Raw genomic sequence first — 21,219 nt, forward strand, 5'->3', positions numbered from 1 at the left:
ACGGGGATCGTTGCCTCGTTCAAGTTTGCCGCTTCGCCGATCACCACAACTCGAAAACGTGCCGCGGACTTCAGCGCTTCGAGCCAAAACAAGACTTTTTCAACACAATCAAGGGGACAGCGGTCATTCACACTGCGGCCTGACGAGCCGACCTCCGCCCCCTGTCGCGCCCGCTCTGAGCGCGGATCGTCTCCTTACCTAGCCGAACGCCCGCTCCGAGAACCGCTCGATCCAGACCGCCAGCCGGTCGGCCGCAAAACTGGCAGCGCGTGTGCCGGCCCGGCAGACGATAGTGTCACCTTCACGCACAAACTGCAGGGCGCCGCCGGCTTCTTCCAGCCACAGCAGGCAGGCCAGCCATGCAGCGTGCTCGGCCGATACGGCCTGACCCACTGGCCGGGTAAGGAACTCGTTGAGCGTGGTCGGCGAAGTCCAGATCAGCGCATCGCCGCCGCCGCGTACTGTGGCGCCGAGGACTTCAGCGAAGACCTGCACCGCATCAACAGCGCTGCGGCCGGCATTCTGCGTACGCAACTCCGCGAGGCATGTGCTGACCGCGTGGCCGAAGCTGCCGCTGCATTCGCTCTCGGCATGCACCAGGTCGGCGTAGTCCATACGCTGCCAGTCCGGCTCCACATTGCGCGTGCCAGCCAGCTCGGTGCCCGCCAGGTAGGTTTCCACCGGCTGGAAGCGGCCCGGGCCGATCAGGCTGGCGCACAGCGTGTGTACTATGCCGATGCGGGTGGCCACGGTCTGCGTTTGCAGTACTCCCAGCTTCTCGCGCACGAGCTGGTCGCGTTCCTTGCGCAGTCCCGACAGCTCCAGTGCCTGCTTCATCTCCATGCGCAGCGCGGTGATGTCCCACGGCTTCTTGATATAGCGATGTATCTGGCCTTGATTGACGGCCTCGACGGTCTGGTCCAGCTCCGAATAGGCCGTCGTCAGAATCCGGACGATGTGCGGATAGCGCTCGCGCGCATAGCGCAGAAGTTCGTTGCCATATTCGCCGGGCATGCGCTGGTCGGACACCAGCACGGCCAGGCTGGCGGCGTGGGCATCCAGCATTGCCTTGCCGTCCTCCACGGAGGCGCCCGTCACCACCGGCGCGATCGCGCCGATGGCGCGCTCGAAGTATTTGAGCGCGGTCGCTTCGTCATCAACGAACAGAATCGCCGGGGGCGGTGTCTGGTCGGCAATCGTATTGCTCATTGGTCACTCCTGTGCATTCGATCCTCGAAATTTGGGAATTCCGGCGTCACGGTCCTGCCGGCGCCGGACGCGGATGCGATCCTGATACTCCTGCCAAAGGACTGCATGACGCGGTTGCAGAACATCATGCCGAAGCCCGCCAAGGCCGGCGTTCGTGATAACTGGGGCGGGGAGGCAAGCGCTGCATCAGCCCGGGCGCAACACTGGGGCTGTTCTCGCCGATGCCAGCACCTCGCGGACCCTGCCCACGCCTAGCGGTTTCTCCAGGATTCGAAACACCTCGCCAGAATTGACCGCGCCCTGGAGCGCGTTGTTGTCCGCGTAGGCTGTCACCAGGATCCGCACGATATGCGGATACTCCTGGCAGACCTGCCGCAGCAGGTCGTCGCCGTGCCGGCCGGGCATGCGGAAGTCGGTCACCAGGATCGCCACCCGTGCGCCTTCGCGGCGCAGGATCGACATCGCCTCGTCCGCGCCACTCGCGAGCAGTACTTCATAGTCGCTGCCGGCCGCGCGCGCAAAGTACTTGCGGGCCAACTCCTCATCATCGACATAGACGACAGTCTGCCGAGCTTGCGGGGTTTCTCTCATCTCGACATCACTCGACACGCGGCAGGTCGAAGTTGAACGCGGTCCACTTGCCCAACTCGCTTTCTGCAAACAGTGTGCCGCCGTGCCGCTCCACCACCGCATAGCTGATGGACAGGCCAAGGCCAAGGCCTTGGCCGACTTCGCGGGTAGTGAAGAATGGTTCGAACACCCGCGCCAGATTCTCCGCGGCGATCCCCGGGCCGTTGTCGCGCACATTCACGTGCAGGCGGTCGTCGTGCCATTGGGCCGTGACATGAATCTGCGGCGATACGGTGCCGGCTTTGTGCATGGCCAGAGCGGCATTCGAGAACAGGTTGATGAGTACGCCGATGATGGCGGCTTCGTCGCCGAGCACGAGGGTGTCGCCGGGCAGCTCGCGCGTGAGCTTCACGCCGCGCAGCTCGTGCGCGCTCAGCCGGGTCGACGAGTCGAGCGCCTTCTCGAACAGGAACGGCACGTCGTCGGCCGCCGCGCCGGGTTTGCGGTAGGCGAAGGTCTTCAGGTCCGACACGATGTGCTGGATGCGCTGCATGCCCTGCTTGACATCCGTCAGGCACTCCAGCATCGACGGGCTGTCCTGGGCCTGCGGTTCCTCCATGGCTATTTCGATGGCCATCAGGCAGAAGTTCACCGGGTTGTTGACCTCGTGGAGCAGTCCCGCGGACAACGTGCCGATTGCAGCCATCTTCTCCTGTTGCAGCAACTGGCCTTTGATCTGCGCCAGACTTTCATTGGTACGGGCGAGCTGCTCGTTTTTGTGCGCCAGCTCATCTTTTAACCGGAATAGCTGGAAACGGCCCTTCTCGTTGAAGAAGGTGTAAATGGAGCTGGCCAGCGCGCAGAAGAAGATCAGGATCAGCTGGAACTGAAACTTGCTCGGGTTCCGTATGCCATCCGGATGTGCGCGGCAGGCGATGTAGTAGAGGCAGACCGTGGCGAGGCCAAATGCCAGCGTTTGCCGGTAGCCGGAGGGGAACAGGATCCCGACCGCGAAGATCGTCAGCATGAGCCCGGCATAGAACAGCGACTCCTCGCCCTGCGTGACGTAAATCATCCAGGAGATCATTGCCTGCGGCAGCAGCAGCCAGAGGAAGGTGATGACCTGCACCTGGCGTTTGCCCGTTTTCGTATAGAGCGAAAGCAATGCGAGGCCGATCGCTGCACTGGTGAGCACCCGAACGATGGCAAAGCGCGCCTGCTCAGCCGGATACACGACATAGTCCAGCGCCACGCCCATCAGCACGAGCGCGATCACGGTCAGGCCGCCGGCCTTGCTGCACAGCAACCGGTAGTCGCGTAACTCTTCCCGATAGTTCGAATGTAGCCCAGCCAGGGATGTCGTCATCTCAGGCTGCTTGTTGCTGGCCGATCACCACCTCGGCGAACACGTTAACCCCGGTCGAGTCCGTGTACAGGCGCGGCTCGCCGCAGTTCTCCGGCATGATTTCCGCCATCTGTGCCTCGTTGCGATAGATCAGGTACCACTCCAGCACGTGCTCCATGCTGAAGCGCTCCGGGTTGTCGGCGTGGACATTGGTGACCAGCAGGCGGCCGCCCAGTCTGGTGCGGCTGGCGAAATGCTGGTTCAGCCGGGCACAGACCTTGTCGGACAGGTAGTCAAAGAGGCCCGCGCAATAGACCGCGTCGAACTCGCGGACGTCCGGTGCATCTGCATCCATCCGGCGCTTGAGCAGGTGGTGCACCGAATCATGCGTGTAGCTGATGATCATGCGCCTACCCATTTTCTGCGCGATCGACGCGAGGCGCTCGCGCGTCCAGTCCAGTGTCTCCTGACTGAAGTCGAGCAGCTCGAACGTCAGCCACTCCGGTTCGTCGTATTCATGCATGAAACGCTGGATCTCCTGAGCGGGGCCGCAACCCACGTTCAGCACCCGGAACGGCCGCCGCGCGGCGCGCGCTTCATTGGCCAGCCGGGTCAGGTAGTCCACCAGCAGATCGACGCGATTGCGGTGCGCGCGTGCCACAGCGGTCTGCAGGAAGGCGGCGTTGACGATCTGGAAATACGTGCTCGGACCCTGGCGGGGATCGTCGAGCATCTGGTTGACCATCTGGTAGTCACCGGCATAACCCAGCGGCTTCGTGAAGGTGCGGAAAACGAAGGGCGAGCGCAGCAGCAGGGGATGGAGCGCGGCCTGGGCAAAGGCGCGGTGCGCCGGCGCCAGTTCTTCGTCGACCAACTGCGCCTCGGCTTCGAACTCGTCGAAGTAGAGCTTGGTCCTTTCCATCAGTGGCGACGCCAGTTCGAGGAAGAAGTCCTCGCGCAGGCTTTTGCCTTCCTTCGGCATGGTGTCGGCCAAGTCCGCCTGCTCGACCCAGCGCGACATGTCTGAGAGGAAAGCCCGAATCTGATTGACGGCGATCTGATAGTCACGGCGGATCTGGAAACGCTCGGTCCAGTCCTGCGCGAACCGGCGGGCTTCTTCCCCCACCGCGCGTGCTTCCAGCGTGCCGCCACTCAGTTCCAGCCACTCGGCGATCAGCGTCACCGAGACAATGGCCGTCAGGCCGGTATTGACCATACTGATGACGACCGCCTTGCCCGAATAGGCGTGTTCCACACCCATCTTGACCGACAGGTCGTTCAGCACCTCGCTGACCTGGACGATCGAGTACGGGTTATAGACCTCCATCACCAGGGACTTGCGCTGGAGATTGATGATCGTGCCCCGCACCTGCTCGCCCTGCGAGTTGCGGAAGCTCACTACCGGATCGATTTGCGTTTTGGAATACACAGTATTGTGGCTAGGTAAGTACGACGACAAGTCGGTTTGAAATCTGGTGCCGTACCCGGACCAGCAGGTCGGCCGGTTCAGCGTCGATGGTTTCCCTGGTCCAAGTGACGAAGCGTCGCCATCGATGTTTCAGTGCCCGCCCGGGCAACCCGTTCTTTCCGGGCGCCGTACCACTACTTCCTCCTGATCCGCGTCGGCCTGACAAGTTATGCATTTCGCTTATCGCGTCACCTCGCGACAGCCTGTTTCGGAACAGTCCGGATCTTTGCGATTGCAGCATTCTACTGACAAAAAAAGAATGCTGGGGCCTCACACGGACTTCATCGGTGAAATTGCCTGGAGGCATTCGACGAAAGCGCGTCAAAGGTCTGGGGCGCGCAGTGGAACAGCCAACCGACCCAGGGCTAATCGGTGTCTCGAAGTGGTCGTGGTTCGGGAGGCTTAAGCTGGATCTGCGTGCACCGGCGACGTCTCCGCGGCTCGCGCCATCAAGTTGGGCAATGCGTCCGCCAAGGCATCGACAGCAAGGCGGACCTTCAACGGCAAGTGCCTGCCAAAGTGCACGGTCGTCGTGACGCGCAGCGTTTCGTGACGGTTTAATCGCGTAGGCCGGAGCCTTGGTTCAAAGCTCACCCAAGTTCGGCTGTCACGCTCTTGAAGCGCCATCTGCCAGTCGTTATGCGATGCCTCCATCCGTCTGCAATTGATGAAGTACATGTATTGCCGTCTGTGCCGATTCGATGGGAACAAATATGTGATCGTGGTACGCGCCCGCCACTGACGGTCAACGTAATCCAGGCGCATTTGAACAACGGATTCAAACCGTTGGTCGCCGCGTCTCCAAGGCCATCCGGGCTTCGTTCGGTTCAGGCGGCATCGTTTAAACGATGTACGACACAGGTCAGGGCGATCGATCGCCCCGGCGATATCGAACGTTCCGATGCGGCCGGTTGGGCGAGGCGACCAATGCGACCAATGCGCATAGAAGTACTGGTCGTTTGGACAAAGTGCGAGCCGGTGTTCGCTGCTAACCCGTGCCCCTTGCCGCATCATGAGACGTGCGCAGGAACATGATTGCCGCGCACGGCAAAGTTACCCTTTCTGTCTCATGCAAAAAGCCAGACCGTGCCGCTCGGCACACGAGCGAACGCGCTACTCCTCGGCGTCGTGCTCGATGACGAAGCGTCGCAGATAAGCCAGCACCGCGGCTTCGACTGCGCGATGATCGGCGGTGCTCTTGGACCCTGCATTCTCTTCATCGCCGAAGAGAGTGGATGGCGCGTTGTGCACATCCACTTCCTGACCTTCGCGAAACACGCGAATCTCATGAACGTCTTCCGCGTATTCGGCGACCCAGTGCACGCCTTCGATATGCGCTCCCGCGCGAACGGTAGGTATCTTCATGGACGTCTCCCGTCGGGCCGGACCGTGGCGCCAACCCTTGCTGACACCATACGCCGTCGCGCTGACGGACGCGAGCCCAGCCGGTTGAAATGCCGGAGTTCGGACTCGTTCGGCCGATCCTTACCGGCAGACTCGCCGCTCCCGGCACAGCCGTTGCTACGTGACAGATGCCATAGTCAACTGGAGAACCGTCATGCCAGAACAGAAAACCCTCAAGCGTGCCGCAGCCGACAAACGCGCCGGCAAGTCAGCGAGCACCCAGGCAGGAGAGTTCGTGAAGGAACAGGTCGACAAGGTGCGCGCCGGCAAGCACGGCGTTAGGTCGGCGAAGCAGGCGATCGCGATCGGCCTGTCGGAAGCGCGTCGCGCGGGTGTCGGCGTGAAGTCGCCGAAGAAAGGCACGGCGAGCGAGGCGACCCGCAAGAAAGCGGACAAGGACAACGCCGCAGGGCAGCACAAGAGCACGGCGCGAAAGAGCGCGAGCACGGAGCCGAGCGCGAAGCGCTCACGCGCCTCCACCAATGCGCTGAAGCGCGAAAGCAGCGCCGGGGCGTCGCCTAAGGCGATGTCGAAGCAGGCGAAATCGGCGGCAGCCAAACGCCCGGCGGCGAGCCGGTCAGCGGCGGCGAAGAAGGCTGCTGCGACGAAGGGTGCGGCGGCTCGGTCGGCGGCGGCGAAGAAGGCGGCGCATACGCGGGCTTCGCGGGCGCATCATTAAGGAAGGTGGCGCAGAGGCGGCTTCACGAGCGTTCCCACCAGAAGGCGTCGCGTGAGTAGGCATGCGTATGCCTCACCGGAAAATGCGACGCATACGCGAGTTTCGCGCGCGTCGTTCACCCTTGCTCGCTAGGATGTACAACGTGTTCGCGGCCGGGCAGGCTCGCGCGTTCTTTCAAAAGAAAACGGGCGCATGCAACGCTTGCGCCCGTTCTTCACCAGCCCTGCGCATACTGCGCGGTTGCCGCTTACCGGGCGGTCGCCAGCACGTCACCGACGGTCTTGAAGATATGCGCGATCTGCTCTTCGTTGATGATAAGCGGCGGCGAAAACGCGAGGATGTCGCCCGTAAAGCGCACGAGCACACCCGCCTCGAAGCATTTGACGAACGCTTCGTAAGCCCGAGCGCCTGGTGCGCCGTCGCGTGATTCGAGTTCGACGCCCGCGATCATGCCGAGGTTGCGCACGTCCTTCACGTGCTTCGCGCCGCGCAGCGAATGAGCGGCGGCCTCGAAGGTCGGCGCCAGCGTGGCTGCGCGCTCGAACAGGCCTTCGCGACGATACAGGTCGAGCGTCGCCACCGCTGCGGCCGCTGCGGCCGGGTGAGCCGAATACGTGTAGCCGTGAAACAGCTCGATCGCGCCTTGCGCGCCACTATTGACGATCGTGTCGTGGATCGTGCGGCTGGCCGCGACCGCGCCCATCGGAATCGACGCGTTGTTGATGGCCTTCGCCATCGTGATCAGGTCGGGCGTGACGCCGAAGTATTCGCTGGCAGTCGCTTTGCCGACGCGGCCGAAACCGGTGATCACTTCGTCGAAAATCAGTAGGATGCCGTGCTTCGTGCAGATTTCACGCAGCTTCTGCAGATAGCCTTGCGGCGGAATCAGGACGCCCGTCGAGCCGGCCACCGGTTCGACGATCACCGCGGCGATCGTCGACGCATCATGCAGCGTGACGATGCGCTCCAGTTCCTCGGCCAGATGCGCGCCCCACGCGGGCTGACCTTTCGAGAACGCATTGTGTTCGAGGTTGTGCGTATGCGGCAGGTGATCGACCGCCGGCAGCAGCGCGCCGGAGAAGGTCTTGCGATTCGGCGCAATACCGCCGACCGAAATGCCGCCGAAGCCCACGCCGTGATAGCCGCGTTCGCGTCCGATCAGCCGGGTGCGCTGCGCTTCGCCGCGCGAACGGTGGTACGCAAGCGCGATTTTCAGCGCGGTATCGACCGATTCCGAACCCGAGTTCGTGAAGAAGATGCGATCGAGGCCGGCCGGCATCAGCTCGGCGACCTTGGTGGCCGCCTCGAAGGCGAGCGGGTGGCCCATCTGGAAGGTCGGCGCGAAGTCGAGCGTCGACAGTTGCTCGGTGATCGCGGCGACGATCTCGTCGCGGCCGTGGCCGGCGTTCACACACCACAGACCCGCGCAGCCATCGAGCACTTCGCGGCCGTCGGTGGTGCGGTAGTACATGCCCTTAGCCGATTCCAGCAGGCGCGGCGCGGCCTTGAACTGGCGGTTGGCGGTGAAGGGCATCCAGAACGACGACAGATCGTCGATGACGGGGCGCGAAGTCATGTGGGCATCTCCTCGAAGTGGTCTCCCCAAGGGGATTTTCCATTGGGGCATGGCGAAACTGTAGCGTTCGCGGTTTAATGGCGGCATAAACAGTTGACGTAGTGTGATGCCAACTGTGTTGGCGGATTGGCGCCAACTGTGTCGACGGGAGGGACGCGCCACGTCGGCCGCCTGGCTGCTTGCCGCGACCCGCCTCTTCGCCCCGATTTCGTGCTGACCATGATCGAACTAGAACTTGCGCGCGACCGGCGCGCCGCTCCCACGCTCGTCGAGCAAGTGGTACGAGGCTTCGCGCGCGCCATCGAGGCGCAGTCGTTGCGCGCGGGCGCGTTGTTGCCGTCGGTGCGGCAACTCGCGCAGAGCCATCAGCTGAGCACCTTCACGGTCACCGAGGCGTACAACCGGCTGGTGTCGATGGGCCTCGTGGTCGCGCGGCGCGGCTCCGGCTACCGCGTGGCGGCGCGCGCGCCGTCCACGCGCACGGCCGCGACCGACTGGCAGCCGCCGAGCCTCACCGCGACCTGGCTGCTGTCGGACGTGTTCGCCGACCATTCGGTGCCGATCAAAGCCGGCGGCGGCTGGCTGCCGAACGAGTGGATCAACGAGACCGGCTTGCAGCACGCATTGCGCGCGACGAGCCGGGTGCCTGCAGCGCGCCTCGGCGACTACGGGCATCCATACGGTTTCGCGCCGCTGCGCGAGCGGATCGCCGAACAGCTCGACCGGCGCGGCCTGCCCGTCGACGTTTCCAATGTGCTGCTCACGCAGGGTGCGACCCAAGGGCTCGATCTGATCGTGCGCACGCTGCTGCGCGCGGGCGATGTCGTGATCGTCGAAGATCCTGGCTACTGCAACCTGCTGCAGATTCTGAAGCTGGCGGGACTGGTCGTGCATGGCGTGCCGCGCACGCCCGCGGGCGTCGATACGGACGTGCTCGAAGCGCTGGTCGCCGAGCACAAGCCGAAGGCGATCTTCGTGAACACCACGCTGCAGAATCCGACCGGCGCGACTTTCGGCATGTCGGCGGCGTACCGGCTGCTGCAGATCGCCGAACGCCAGCGCATGTGGGTAATCGAGGACGACGTGAGCCGCGAACTCGCGCCGTCCGGCGCGCCGCTCTTTGCCGCGATGGAAGGCCTGCAGCGCGTGCTCTACGTGGGCGGCTTTTCGAAAACGGTGACGCCGGGGCTTCGCTGCGGCTACGTGGTCGCCGAGCAGGCCGTGCTGCGCGAACTGGCACGCACGAAAATGGCGGTGGGGCTGACGTCGTCGGAGGCGATCGAGCGGATCGTCGACAAGGTGCTGCTCGAAGGGCGTTACGCGCGTCATGTCGAAGCGGTCAACGAGCGGCTCAAGCTCGCGCACGCGAACGTCGAGGAGCGGCTCGATTCGCTCGGTCTCGAGGTGTTCCACCGGCCGCGCGCCGGGCTCTTTCTGTGGGCGCGTCTGCCGATCGAGGCCGGGCGGGCCGGCGAAGTGGCGACGGCCGCCCTGTCGCACGGCATCTGGCTCGCGCCGGGTTCCTACTTCCGTCCCGACGATGCGCCGAGCGCCTGGTTCCGTTTCAATGCGCCGTACTCGCTCGACGACGCGCTGTGGCGCTTCATCGAACGAGTCGGACGAGGGACGCTCTAGGCTGGTCCGTTCAGCCCGATCAGGCGCTCATGCCGATCAGGCGCAGTGCGATCGGGTACAGCGAGAACACGAGCAACAGTGCCATCGCCACGTTGAAAATGCGCAAGCGCTTCGGGTCCGCCAGCACCTGGCGCATCGCGGTGCCGAAGCCGGCCCACAGGCAGATGCACGGAAAGCCGATCACGTAGAAGATCACCGCCATCGCAACGGCGTTCATGCTGTAGCTCTCGCTGAGGTGGATCGTCGTGGCGGCGGTCAGCACCATCATCCATGCCTTCGGATTGACCCACTGGAACGCGATCGCTTCGTGAAAGCGCATCGGCCGGCGTTCGCCCGATTTCACCTTCAACTCGCCCGACGTGCCGATTTTCCACGCGAGATACAGCAGATAGGCGACGCTCGCGACTTCCAGCACCGTGTACAGCACGGGGAAATGGACGAAGGCTTCACCGAGACCGATGCCGACCGACAGCATCAACAGCACGACGCCGAGACTGATGCCGGAAAGATGCGGCAGGGTGCGGCGAAAGCCGAAGTTGACACCCGAGGCGAGCAGCATGGTGTTGTTCGGGCCGGGCGTGATGGTGGTGACGAGCGCGAACAGAATGCCGGCGGGCAGCGCACTGAGAGTGACGTAAGACATGATGGCTCCGGTGTCGGCGAGAGGACAGTGGAGTACATTCTAGCGAGGTCGGCCGGTACAGTACCGGTACGGTTCTAAAGATGAAGGCCGGTACGGGTTCAGCAGGTTATGGACGGACAGCGGGACCGGCCGTCGTCGAACGACACTAAAAGTGAGAATCGCGCCAATGGAACGAACTCATGGAGAGGAGGTGCTTTGACCACCCGAGCGCCGCTACCGCGTCAGTCAATCGGCGGAATCGCGCCTTCCGACAAGGTCTTCAGGAGCCGTATGCGGCGCCGCTCGAGGTCGGCGATCTGACGTTCGATGGTTTCGAGGCGCTGCCGCTGGACATCGCTGATCTGGTCGCAGGTGCGGGCGCCTTCGAGCAGAAGCATGCAGTCCGGAAAGCCGCGAATATCCTCGATGGTGAAACCGGTCGCGATCATGCGCCGGATTTGTTTAACCTGCGTGACCGCCTTGTCGGGGAACATGCGGTAGCCATTGCTCCCACGCACCGAGGCGAGCAATTCGTGTTCATCATAATGGCGGATCGAACGAACGCTTGCGCCGGTGCGTTGCGAAAGCTCTCCGATTGTCAGCAATTTCTGCGCAGGCGTCTGGTTCATGTAGGGAGGCATCCTGTTCACGAGACAGGCCATCGTGCTAATGAAAAAAGACTATCACGAATCGCTTGACCCTAACATCAGTGTGAGGCTCGAGACTAAGCGCTCTTTCTCTCTCGAGACTTCGTCATGCTTACCCGAATGCTGAATGACCTGATGACCGCCGCAGTCTTCGTGGCAACACTGTTGGCGACCGCCCCCGATGCTTTAGCAGCCCCCACGAACTATAGGGTTACGTCGAAGGATGGCGTGAAGCTTGCCGTTCAGGAAAGCGGCAACCCCAACGGCCCGCCTGTCATTTTCATCCACGGTCTGCTCGGCAGTCGCCTGAACTGGGAAGCGCAGGTGCAAAGCGCTGAATTGCGGCAGTACCGGATCATCACGTACGACCTGCGCGGCCACGGCCTCTCGGATAAACCGCCCGGTGCCGAGCCTTATCACGATGGGCGTCATTGGGCCGACGACCTCCAAGCCGTCATCGAGGGCTCGCATGCGACGAAACCCGTCGTGGTCGGTTGGTCGCTAGGCGGCGTGGTGATCTCCAACTACCTCGCAGCGTACGGAGATCGCAACATTGCTGGCGGCGTGTACGTCGACGGCGTGGTCGAACTCGCGCCGGGTCAGATCGTCGATCATCCCGACGTCTATCGGGACATGAATTCCCCGGACCTCAAGACCCATCTCGATGGCGAACGCACCTTCGTCGGGCTTTGTTTCAACCATCGTCCGGACAACGACACGTTTGGCCGCCTGCTCGCCAACGCCGCGATGGCATCGTGGGACATGCAGAAAGAAATTCCGACGATGACGGCATTTGCCGCCGACGGGATTGCCAAGGCGCACGTGCCGCTGCTATTTATCTACGGCGGCCGTGACGCTCTGGTCGATACGCCTAAGACGCTGGCCCGCGCGCGCGCGCTGAATTCGCACATTGAAACCAAGGTGTACCCCGAGGCGGGCCACGCGTCGTTCGCCGAGGAACCCGATCGTTTCAATCACGATCTGGCCGAGTTCGTCAAATCGGCGTCCGCGAAATAAGCGCTGTTCTATCAGGAGGTACCGATGGCACCCGAAATCGAACGAGCTGCTGCAGATGACTTCTTTCCAGGCTTCGCCAGGCTCGACATTGAAACTGACAACGTCTCGTTTCGGGGCGCCATCGGCGGGAGTGGATCACCGGTTCTGCTGCTACACGGCTATCCGCAGACCCACGTTGCGTGGCGCTTGATCGCGCCGAGCCTCGCGAAATCGCACACCGTTATCGTGCCGGACCTTCCGGGATACGGCGCGAGCCGGCTCCACAACGATCAGCCACGATGGACCAAACGTCGCGTGGCCAGTGCACTCGTCGCGTTGATGGATCGGCTCGGGCACGAACGGTTCGCCGTGGTCGGCCATGACCGCGGCGCGCGCGCCGGGTACCGCCTTGCGCTGGATCAGCCTCAACGGGTCAGCCGCTATGCGTCGCTGACCGTCGTGCCCACGCTCGATGCTTTCGCACGTGTCGACAAGGTTTTTGCGCTTAGCGCGTGGCACTGGTTTTTTCTGGCGCAGCCTGCGGACCTTCCCGAGCGGATGCTGGCGAACGATCCTGATGCCTACATCGACGCGGCGCTTGCGAAGATGGCCGGAGGCCTCGAGCGAATCGATCCATTGGCGCTCGATGCCTATCGCACCGCATTCCGCAGCCCCGACGTGCGTCACGCCATATGCGAAGACTATCGCGCCGCGGCGTCAGAGGATCTCGAACACGACGCGAACGACTTTGCAGTAGGCCGAAAGCTCACCTGTCCGGTGCTCGTGCTTTGGAGTGAGAGAGAACAGAACGAAAGGAATATCTCGCCCCTCGACACATGGTCCAGATGGGCGGCGAATGTGACGGGCAGAGGAGTGCCCGGCGGGCATCTGCTGCCTGAGGATGCCCCAAACGAGGTGTTGTCCGCTCTCGGTAGCTTCCTGAACAATAGGCTTTGACATTTCCGCTCGCTGCCCGGCCGATGCGTTGAGATAGCAAACCGTCTGCGAATGTTCGAAGAAAGAGCCTTGGTCCTTGCTGATCGGATGGCCGGGCAAGGATGCCGATTCAACGGGCGGATGCAACGAATCGATGGAATCTCTCTGCGGCTGTCATCGAAGTTCCATGGCGAGCATCGACTCTGACCAGGCGAATGCCGCCTTCATCTGCTCGACTTCTTCGGTCGGCGAGCGGCCGAACACGCGCTTGAATTCCCGGCTGAATTGCGAGGGGCTTTCATAGCCGACCGTTGCCGACGCAGCGGCTGCTGTCAACCCTGTGCGAATCATCAGCAGGCGTGCCTGGTGCAGCCGCGTCGACTTCAAATATTGAATCGGCGTCGTGTGGGTCACGGCCTTGAAATGGCGATGAAATGTCGGGACACTCATGCCGCTTTCGCCGCACAGGGTATCCACGTCGATACGCTTGTCGTAGTCAGTGTGGATACGGCGGAGCGCCCGCGCGATCTGCGAGAAATGACCGGAGGCCGCGAGCGACGCGCGCATGGCATCGCCTTGCTCACCGGTAAGCACGAGGAAGAATATTTCGCGTACGACTAGCGGCGCGACGATCCGGGCCTCCAACGGTGAGCCCAGTGCCTCCAGAAGACGAAGCAGCGTGTTCGACAGCCGGTTGTTCAGCGGGGTGGAATAGATGCCTCGCGGCGCCACGGGTGGCTTCCTGTTGGACGTATCGACGGCCAGCATCAGGTCCGCGGTGATGCCCGGATCGAGGCGAAGTGTGACCGCGAGAAGCGGCTCCTCGGGCGTGGCCTCGGTTTCCGTAGAAAACGGCAATGGCACCGAGAGCACGAGATAGTGATTCGCATCGTAGAGAAAGACCTCGTCTCCAAGGAAGCCGCGCTTGGAACCCTGGCAGACGAGGACGATGCTCGGTTCGTACAGCACCGGCGTGCGGCCTAGCGAGCGGTTCGAACGCATGAAGCTGACACCTGCCAGCATCGATGCCGTGTATCCCTCGTTTGGCGCCAGCCGCTCGATCAGCCCGACGATTCGTCTTTGCCTCGCCAGCATGCTTCCCCCCAGTGTTTTCGATGGCGATGGCCAATATAGTCGATACGCGGATAAGGCGCGCTGATTTGATACTTATAGGCAAGGGTGCGAGAACAGCAGCCATGGCTCACGAAAAATCCTGCATGTACATTGGACTCACTCGATTTCGAACTGTTCGTCAGCTCGGTCGGCAAACCATCTTTTGAGGATATGAACATGCAAGGCATCAATGAGGTTGAAGGTAAAGTTGCGATCGTCACGGGAGCGGCCAGTGGCATCGGGCGCGCAATCACCGAACTGCTCGTGGCACGTGGAGCCCGTGTAATAGCCGAGGATATCGATCCGGCGGTCCTCGCAATGGAGAGCCCCAGCGTCGTGCCGCTCGTCGCCGATATCGCCGCAGAAGGCAGCGCCGAAAAAGCAGTGGCGCTCGCCATGGATCGATTTTCACGGCTGGATCTGCTCGTGAACAATGCGGGCATCATCATCAACAAGCTCGTGGTCGACATGTCGCGCGACGACTGGGAGCGGATCATGAATGTCAACGTGACCGGTGCCTTCCTGCACTCGCGCGAAGCCGTGAAAGCGATGATTCCGCAACGTTCCGGCGCGATCGTCAACGTGGCTTCTTATGCGTCGTACTTTGCGTTCCCTACGATTGCCGCTTATACCGCGTCCAAAGCGGCACTAGCGCAGTTGACGCGAACGCTCGCACTGGAGGCGATCGGGCACGGCATCCGGGTCAATGCTGTTGGCTCCGGCGACGTGCTCACCAATATCCTCAACACCGTGGCACCCGACGGCAACGGCGTTGCTGCGTTAGCTGCGCATGGGAAAAGCGCGCCGATCGGTCGGGCAGCCGATCCGGAAGAAATCGCGGAAGTGGTGCTATTCCTTGCCTCCGAGCGAGCCAGTTTCATGGTCGGGTCGGTCGTGATGGCTGACGGCGGAATGAGCGTGAAGGTTGGCTCGTAACGGTTGGTCGTAACGGGGGAGAGGTGGCGTTGCGGTGAACGAACGGCTGGTCCCGTAGCTCTTCTCCGCTCGCGGGGAGCCAGTCGCGATAGATCGGGTAGATGGTCTCGCCGATGTGGTCGCCCGGAATGACGAGTACCCGGACACGCAGATATTCGGCGCGACAGCTTCGACGATCTCGCCACAAATGTCGTCGGCGTGAGCTTGCATGGTCTGGATCGTGTGATTTGCGCTATGTTCGCCGATGCCGGGAACATTCCGCCTAGCCGCGCTTGCTCGATCTGCAATGGGCTTTTCGGTGTAGGCTCGACACGATCGGTCTGGCGCGCGAGCTGACTACCGGGCTCCTGGTTCTGGTTTTACAAGTGCTATGGTCAGGGGATGGTGCGATTGCCGGCGATGTGACCGGAAGTGATGAACAGCGGCTTGTGGCGTGACTCGAACTGCGAGTCCCGCCAGCCCGCAGCGCATCTTTCCCCGGACGCGATTTCTGATGGACGACCCGCTACCCATTCATGATGCTAACGCCCCCATCGACAAAAATCGTATTCCCCGTCATCCTCCGCGCATAAGGCGTCGCAAGAAACGCGCAGGTATACCCGACATCCATGATATCCACGAGCTCGCCGATCGGCGCCCGTTGCGCCGCCTCGTTGAGCAGCAGATCGAAGTCCTTCAGTCCCGACGCCGCGCGTGTCTTTAACGGCCCCGGCGAGATCGGATGCACGCGAATGTGCTTCGGCCCGAGCTCGTGCGCGAGATAACGGCACGACGCTTCGAGCGCCGCCTTGACCGGGCCCATCAGATCGTAGTTGGGCACGACGCGCGCCGCGCCCAGGTAGCTCATCGCGAACAGCGATCCGCCTTCGTTCATCAGCGGCGCCGCGAGCCGCGCCATCCGGATGAACGAGTGACACGAGACATCCATCGCCTTCGCGAAGCCCTCGGCGGAGCTGTTGAGCAGGCCGCCCTGCAGATCCTCCTTCGGTGCAAATGCGATCGAATGCACGGCGACGTCGAGCCGTCCCCAGCGTTCGCGGATCGTGTCGAACACGCTGTCGAGTTCGCCGGGCTTCGAGACGTCGAGCGGCAGCAGGAGCGACGCGCCGAGTTCTTCCGCGAGCGGTTCGACGTAAGCCTTCGCCTTGTCGTTCAGATAGGTGATCGCGAGGTCCGCGCCCAGCTCGCGGAACGCACGCGCGCAGCCATAGGCGATCGAGTGATCGTTGGCGATGCCGACGATCAGCACCTTGTGTTGCGCGAATAGCTGCGCGGATGGCTTGTCCATACTTATGCCTCCAATCGTTCGAGCGTGTGCCGGGCAATCATCAGTTCCTCGTTGGTCGGAATGACCCAAACGTCGACGGCGCTGTGCGCATCGCTGATACGCGGCCCGTGCCGCGCGTTCGCGCCCGCATCGAGCGACACGCCGAGCCACGCGGCTGCGCGGCACACGCGTTCACGAACCGGCGCCGCATATTCGCCGATACCCGCGGTGAACACGATCGCATCGAGTCCGCCGAGCGCGGCTGCGAGCGAGCCGAGTTCGCGCGAAATCCGGTAGCAGAACAGATCGACTGCTTCGGCCGCGGCGGGCGCGTCGCTCGCGAGCAGCGTGCGCATGTCGCTCGAAATGCCGGAGACGCCGAGCAGCCCCGAGCGCTTGTACAGCACCGAGCCGATCGCGTGTGCATCCATCTGCGCTTGTTCGATCATCCACAGCACGACGCCGGGGTCGAGGCTGCCCGAGCGGGTGCCCATCACGAGTCCTTCGACGGCGGTGAAGCCCATCGTGCTCGCGACGCTCCTGCCTTGATCCAGCGCCGTCATGCTCGCGCCGTTGCCGAGATGCAGCACGACCGTCTTGCCGCGCGCCGCCCGCTCGCTGAATTGCGGCAGCACGCTCGCCACGTACTCGTACGACAAACCATGGAAACCATAGCGCCGCACGCCGCGGCTCGTGATGTCAGGCGGCAGCGCATAGCGTGTCGCGACGGCCGGCTGCGTGTGGTGGAACGCAGTGTCGAAGCAGGCGATCTGCGGTACGAGAGGATTGCGCGCCGTGATCGAACGGATCGCCGCGAGATTGTGCGGCTGATGAAGCGGCGCAAGCGGCACGAGCGCTTCGAGCGCGGCCAGCACTTCAGTGTCGACCCGTACGGGCTCGGCATAACGGTCCCCGCCATGCACGACGCGATGGCCGACGGCCACCAATGTCGAGGCGCCGGCGTGCGCGCGCAGCCAGTCGAACAGGAACGCGATCGCGTCGTCGTGACCGAGGCGTTCGCCCGCCGGCCAGCGCCGATCGTCGATCACTTCGCCGTCGTGCCGCTTCACCAGCAGGCGCGGCGCGGTGTAAAGCTCTTCGAGCTTGCCGCCCGCGATCGGATCGAGCGTGGCGCCGTTCACCGAGAACGCCTGGAATTTGATGCTCGACGAGCCGGAGTTGATGACAAGAATGACGTCCATGCCGCCGCCTCAGACGACGGCGGCGGCTAGCGCCTCGCGCCGCGCGAGCGCGACGAGCGAAGCTACCGCGCAGGAGGCGAGCCGCGTCATCACCGAATCGGCGCGGCTCGTCAGAATGATCGGCACTTTCGCGCCGAGCACGATGCCGGCGGCGTCCGCGCCCGCGAGAAACGACAGGCTCTTGGCGAGCAGGTTGCCCGCTTCGAGATCCGGCACCACGAGGATGTTCGCGCGCCCCGCGACGGGCGACGCGATGCCCTTGATTATCGCGGCCTCGACGCTGATCGCGTTGTCGAGCGCGAGCGGGCCGTCGAGGATGCCGCCCGTGATCTGCTGCCGGTCGGCCATCTTGCACAGCGCGGCCGCGTCGAGGGTCGACGGCACTTTCGAGTTGACGGTCTCCATCGCCGAGAGAATCGCGACGCGTGCCTCAGGAAAGCGCAGCGCGTAGGCCAGATCGATCGCGTTCTGCACGATGTCGCGCTTCTCGTCGAGCGTCGGCGAGATGTTGACGGCCGCGTCGGTGATGATGAGCGCGTCCTCGCGGCCTGGCACGTCCATCACGAAGCAATGGCTCACGCGGCGTTCGGTGCGCAGCCCGGTGCCGCGCGCAACCACTTCGGCCATCAGTTCGTCGGTGTGCAGCGAGCCCTTCATCAGCGCCTGTGCCAGGCCTTCGTGCACGAGTTGCACGGCGGCGGCCGCGGCGGCGTGGCTGTGCGGCGCATCGACGATCGGCAGATCGCCGAGATCGAGATGGCCTGCCTGCGCCGCGGCCATGATCTTCGCGCGTGGTCCGACGAGAATCGGTGCGATCAGCCCGAGCCGCGCCGCTTCGATGAGCGCCGACAGCGAATCGTGATCGACGGGATGCGCGACCGCCGTCGGCGTTGGCGGCAGCGTTGCGGCAAACGAGACGAGCCGTTCGTATTTCTCGCGCTTGTGTTCCATGTGACGGACCCTCGATGCCTCAACGTGATGGGCACCCGGCGACGATGCGGCGCCGGGCGAACAGACAATGACGCGCACGTTATTCGACCTTCTGACGAACCTCGCTACGCTGCATCGTTTTCGCTTTCTCCGCGGTCTTGAAAATGGCCAGCACACGATCGAGGTCGGTGCGTTCCTGCTCATCGAGGACGAGTGTCGCGGAGAGCTGCTCGAGGTGATGCGCGGCGGAGCGTACTTGCGCCGACGGCACGCCCTTCAGCATGCCGGGCAGCGCTTCGATCGCGGCGTCGCTGTCGAAGCGCAGCAACGCGGCCTGCTCGCGCACCACCGTTTTGAACGCCAGAATCCCGCGATCGGAGAGCGTGCCGAGCAGCGCCCGCGCGAGGTTGAAGCGGCGCTCGTCGGCTTCGCCATGCGTGCGGCGCACGAACAGCAACGCGCGCACGCTCGCTTCGATCAGACCGCCCGTCGTCATCGCCGCGCGCAGGCGCTGATGCTCGGCCACGATTGCCGCGTCGGGTTCCTGCGCCGCGTCCGGCTGCGACACGGTGGCTTCTTCGTTGCTGCCCGCGGCGGGCAGGCCCGCCAGCGCCTGCAGCCAGGGCGCGCCGTAGATCGTCTCGAACGTCTGCTCGACCGCCGCGTCGCGCATGTCGCGGTAGTAATCGAGAGAGGCTTCGATCGCATTCGACATGAGCGTCTGCATCTGCCAGAACGGATTGTCGGCGGCGACGCTTTTGCGCTCCTGCTTCACGCTGTCGGCGAGATGAGCGACGCTCGACGCGAGCGGATTACGGTCGGACCAGGACTCGTAGGGCACGCGCAGCGGATGGAACCGGCTGGCCAGACCCGCGGACCACGGCGTCGTGCAGGCGTGCAGCCATGGCTGCACGAAGCTGCGGTACAGGTCGAGATTCAGGTTTGACACGTAAGCGGCCGTCGCGAAGCGGCGGTCGCTCGCCGGGTCGGGTTGCACGATCGCGCGCACGTCGTCGACGCTGCGCCGCGTGACGGCCAGCACATGCTCGCCTTCGACGAGTTCCGCGTGGAGCGTGGTGGCGGCTTTCCTGCCCATCTGCGCTTCATACACACCCGACGGAAGCAGATCGATCAGATCGATATTGCTGACGAACTCGTGATGCTCCTTGCGTCCCGTGCTGCTCGACACAAAAATGCCGAGGTGCCCGATGCTGTCGTGCGTGGCATACACGATCGTCTGGTCGTGGGCGAAAACATCGGCGTCGTCGCGATACAGGTCGGTGATCCAGCCGAGCGCTTGCGGCGGTGGCGTGATGTTGTCGCCGTAGGAGCAGAACACGACGATCGGCGAACGGATGTTGCGCAGATCGAGGCGAATCCCGTCCGACGTGACGATTTCGCCCTGAACGAGCCGGTTGCCGACGAACAGGTTATCGACGATGTACTGCATTTCCGCCGCGTTCAGGAATACATGGCCGCCCCAGTACTTCTCGAAGCCGAGATAGCGCTGCGCTTCGCTGTCGACGTTCGCGTAGAGGTTGTACTGCTTGTGCCACAGCGTGTTGGCCGGATTCATGTTCTCGAAGTTCTGCACGAGCCACGCACCATCGAAGCGGCCGGCGCCGAGGTCGCCGGTCAGCGCGGTGAGCCATGAACCGCCGAGCAGTCCGCCGGAATAGCGCATCGGATTCTTGCCGCGCCAGCCGGCCCAATACGACACCGGCGCGCCGGCGACGATGATCGGGCCGAACAGCTCAGGCCGCATCGCGGCTGTCATCAGCACCTGCCAGCCGGCCTGGCAATTGCCGATCACGGCGGGCTTGCCGGGGCTGTCCGGGTGCAACTCGATGACTTTTTCGAGGAACGTCGCTTCGGCGCGCATGACGTCTTCGACGGTCTGGCCCGGCACCGGGTCGGGCAGAAAGCCGACGAAGTAGCATGTGTGTCCGGCGCGCAGGGCGGCGCCGATCTCGCTTTCGCGCTTGAATCCGCCGATGCCCGGGCCGTGCCCCGCTCGCGGGTCGAAGACGACGAACGGGCGCAGGCGCCCTGGATCGCGCGCGCTGGCGGCGTCGCGCGCGGGCTTGAGGTCGTCGGGGGCGATGATGCGCACGAGGCCATAGTTGACGGGCCGCGCCAACGTTCTTCCGTCGACGATCAACTCGGCGGCGAAGTCGAGCACGTTGGGCGTATCGTCGAGCAGGTGCGCCTGATACTGGTTGCCGCGCTCGCGCAGCACGTCGGCGAACAGGACGCCGCGTTGCCAGGCGTCGATGGAGTACTCGACGGCGGCCTGCACGAGCGGCACGCCATAAGAAATGGGGGAAGCGCCAAAGTCAGGCGGGGCGGATTGCGGTTGTGGCTGGGTCATCGTCGCTCCGAATTCCCTCAGATAGTCGGCCCGGCCCTGTTGCATCCATGTGCGCGATATGACGCGGCTGGCGCGGAACTGGGCGAGACAGGGCGCGCCTTCAAAAGCGCGGTTTTCACCAGGATCAGCGATAAAACGGGCAGCGCAACGACGCCGCGCGCGAGCCTCGCCGTGGCGTGTCACAAGCGTGACATGGACTCGCCACGGCGCGTGTTGCGCCGCACCAGCCAACCCAGTGTAGACGGTGAAGTTTCCACTGGCAAACCGTAAATGCCCAGCGAGTGCGTGCAGCGAGCGCGCTGTCGCGGTGCGT

At 63.5% G+C, this 21,219-nt stretch carries 18 protein-coding genes; 5 read left to right on the forward strand and 13 right to left on the reverse strand.

Going from position 1 to position 21,219, the window contains the following annotated elements:
- Positions 1-198 precede the first annotated feature (198 nt).
- From HV770_RS07750 to HV770_RS07770, 5 genes are all read right to left on the reverse strand, one after another.
- The gene (locus HV770_RS07750; RefSeq protein ID WP_175158856.1) at positions 199-1,209 is read right to left on the reverse strand and encodes a response regulator; all 1,011 of its coding nucleotides are present in this window, start codon (positions 1,207-1,209) and stop codon (positions 199-201) included.
- A 186-nt stretch (positions 1,210-1,395) separates the two neighbouring features.
- Positions 1,396-1,800, reverse strand: coding sequence for a response regulator (locus tag HV770_RS07755; RefSeq protein ID WP_175158857.1), 405 nt, complete (start codon positions 1,798-1,800; stop codon positions 1,396-1,398).
- A gap of 7 nt (positions 1,801-1,807) precedes the next feature.
- Positions 1,808-3,145: a sensor histidine kinase gene (locus HV770_RS07760; protein ID WP_175158858.1), complete on the reverse strand. Its 1,338-nt coding sequence runs from the start codon at positions 3,143-3,145 to the stop codon at positions 1,808-1,810.
- A gap of 1 nt (position 3,146) precedes the next feature.
- Positions 3,147-4,553, reverse strand: a complete 1,407-nt coding sequence (locus tag HV770_RS07765; RefSeq protein WP_175158859.1) for a class I SAM-dependent methyltransferase — start codon at positions 4,551-4,553, stop codon at positions 3,147-3,149.
- A gap of 1,152 nt (positions 4,554-5,705) precedes the next feature.
- Positions 5,706-5,957, reverse strand: coding sequence for a hypothetical protein (locus tag HV770_RS07770; RefSeq protein ID WP_042326185.1), 252 nt, complete (start codon positions 5,955-5,957; stop codon positions 5,706-5,708).
- A 193-nt stretch (positions 5,958-6,150) separates the two neighbouring features.
- Here HV770_RS07770 and HV770_RS07775 point away from each other — a divergent pair, with 193 nt between their 5' ends.
- Positions 6,151-6,675, forward strand: coding sequence for a DUF6496 domain-containing protein (locus HV770_RS07775; protein WP_175158860.1), 525 nt, complete (start codon positions 6,151-6,153; stop codon positions 6,673-6,675).
- A 247-nt stretch (positions 6,676-6,922) separates the two neighbouring features.
- Here the strand turns inward: HV770_RS07775 and aptA are convergent, their stop codons facing one another.
- Positions 6,923-8,251: an omega-aminotransferase AptA gene (gene aptA, locus HV770_RS07780; RefSeq protein WP_175158861.1), complete on the reverse strand. Its 1,329-nt coding sequence runs from the start codon at positions 8,249-8,251 to the stop codon at positions 6,923-6,925.
- 219 nt (positions 8,252-8,470) lie between these two features.
- Here aptA and HV770_RS07785 point away from each other — a divergent pair, with 219 nt between their 5' ends.
- Positions 8,471-9,886, forward strand: a complete 1,416-nt coding sequence (locus tag HV770_RS07785; protein WP_175158862.1) for an aminotransferase-like domain-containing protein — start codon at positions 8,471-8,473, stop codon at positions 9,884-9,886.
- A gap of 19 nt (positions 9,887-9,905) precedes the next feature.
- Here HV770_RS07785 and HV770_RS07790 read toward each other — a convergent pair whose 3' ends face one another.
- Positions 9,906-10,529 carry a LysE family translocator gene (locus HV770_RS07790; RefSeq protein WP_175158863.1) on the reverse strand — a complete coding sequence of 208 codons (624 nt, stop codon included), beginning with the start codon at positions 10,527-10,529 and terminating at the stop codon, positions 9,906-9,908.
- Between the two features lie 221 nt (positions 10,530-10,750).
- Positions 10,751-11,137, reverse strand: a complete 387-nt coding sequence (locus tag HV770_RS07795; RefSeq protein WP_175158864.1) for a MerR family transcriptional regulator — start codon at positions 11,135-11,137, stop codon at positions 10,751-10,753.
- Positions 11,138-11,263: 126 nt separating this feature from the next.
- Between HV770_RS07795 and HV770_RS07800 the strand changes: the two genes are divergently transcribed.
- Entirely contained in the window at positions 11,264-12,172 is a 909-nt protein-coding gene (locus HV770_RS07800) for an alpha/beta fold hydrolase (RefSeq protein WP_175158865.1), read from the forward strand.
- Positions 12,173-12,196: 24 nt separating this feature from the next.
- Positions 12,197-13,108, forward strand: coding sequence for an alpha/beta fold hydrolase (locus tag HV770_RS07805; protein ID WP_175158866.1), 912 nt, complete (start codon positions 12,197-12,199; stop codon positions 13,106-13,108).
- A gap of 153 nt (positions 13,109-13,261) precedes the next feature.
- On the opposite strand, the gene HV770_RS07810 is transcribed toward HV770_RS07805, so the two are convergent.
- Positions 13,262-14,182, reverse strand: coding sequence for an AraC family transcriptional regulator (locus tag HV770_RS07810; RefSeq protein ID WP_175158867.1), 921 nt, complete (start codon positions 14,180-14,182; stop codon positions 13,262-13,264).
- A 189-nt stretch (positions 14,183-14,371) separates the two neighbouring features.
- Between HV770_RS07810 and HV770_RS07815 the strand changes: the two genes are divergently transcribed.
- On the forward strand, positions 14,372-15,136 hold the full coding sequence (locus HV770_RS07815; protein ID WP_175159169.1) for an SDR family NAD(P)-dependent oxidoreductase: 765 nt from the start codon (positions 14,372-14,374) through the stop codon (positions 15,134-15,136).
- A 505-nt stretch (positions 15,137-15,641) separates the two neighbouring features.
- On the opposite strand, the gene fabI is transcribed toward HV770_RS07815, so the two are convergent.
- The 4 genes from fabI to HV770_RS07835 all read right to left on the reverse strand — a co-directional run bounded on the left by fabI (position 15,642) and on the right by HV770_RS07835 (position 20,906).
- Positions 15,642-16,424 carry an enoyl-ACP reductase FabI gene (gene fabI, locus HV770_RS07820; protein WP_175158868.1) on the reverse strand — a complete coding sequence of 261 codons (783 nt, stop codon included), beginning with the start codon at positions 16,422-16,424 and terminating at the stop codon, positions 15,642-15,644.
- 2 nt (positions 16,425-16,426) lie between these two features.
- Positions 16,427-17,605 (reverse strand): acetate/propionate family kinase, encoded by a 1,179-nt coding sequence (locus HV770_RS07825; RefSeq protein ID WP_175158869.1) that lies wholly within the window; start codon positions 17,603-17,605, stop codon positions 16,427-16,429.
- Between the two features lie 9 nt (positions 17,606-17,614).
- Positions 17,615-18,556, reverse strand: a complete 942-nt coding sequence (locus tag HV770_RS07830) for a phosphate acetyltransferase (protein WP_175158870.1) — start codon at positions 18,554-18,556, stop codon at positions 17,615-17,617.
- Positions 18,557-18,635: 79 nt separating this feature from the next.
- Positions 18,636-20,906, reverse strand: coding sequence for a DUF3141 domain-containing protein (locus HV770_RS07835; protein WP_175158871.1), 2,271 nt, complete (start codon positions 20,904-20,906; stop codon positions 18,636-18,638).
- Positions 20,907-21,219 lie beyond the last annotated feature (313 nt).

This window comes from Paraburkholderia fynbosensis (genome assembly GCF_902859935.1).
Taxonomy (GTDB): domain Bacteria; phylum Pseudomonadota; class Gammaproteobacteria; order Burkholderiales; family Burkholderiaceae; genus Paraburkholderia; species Paraburkholderia fynbosensis.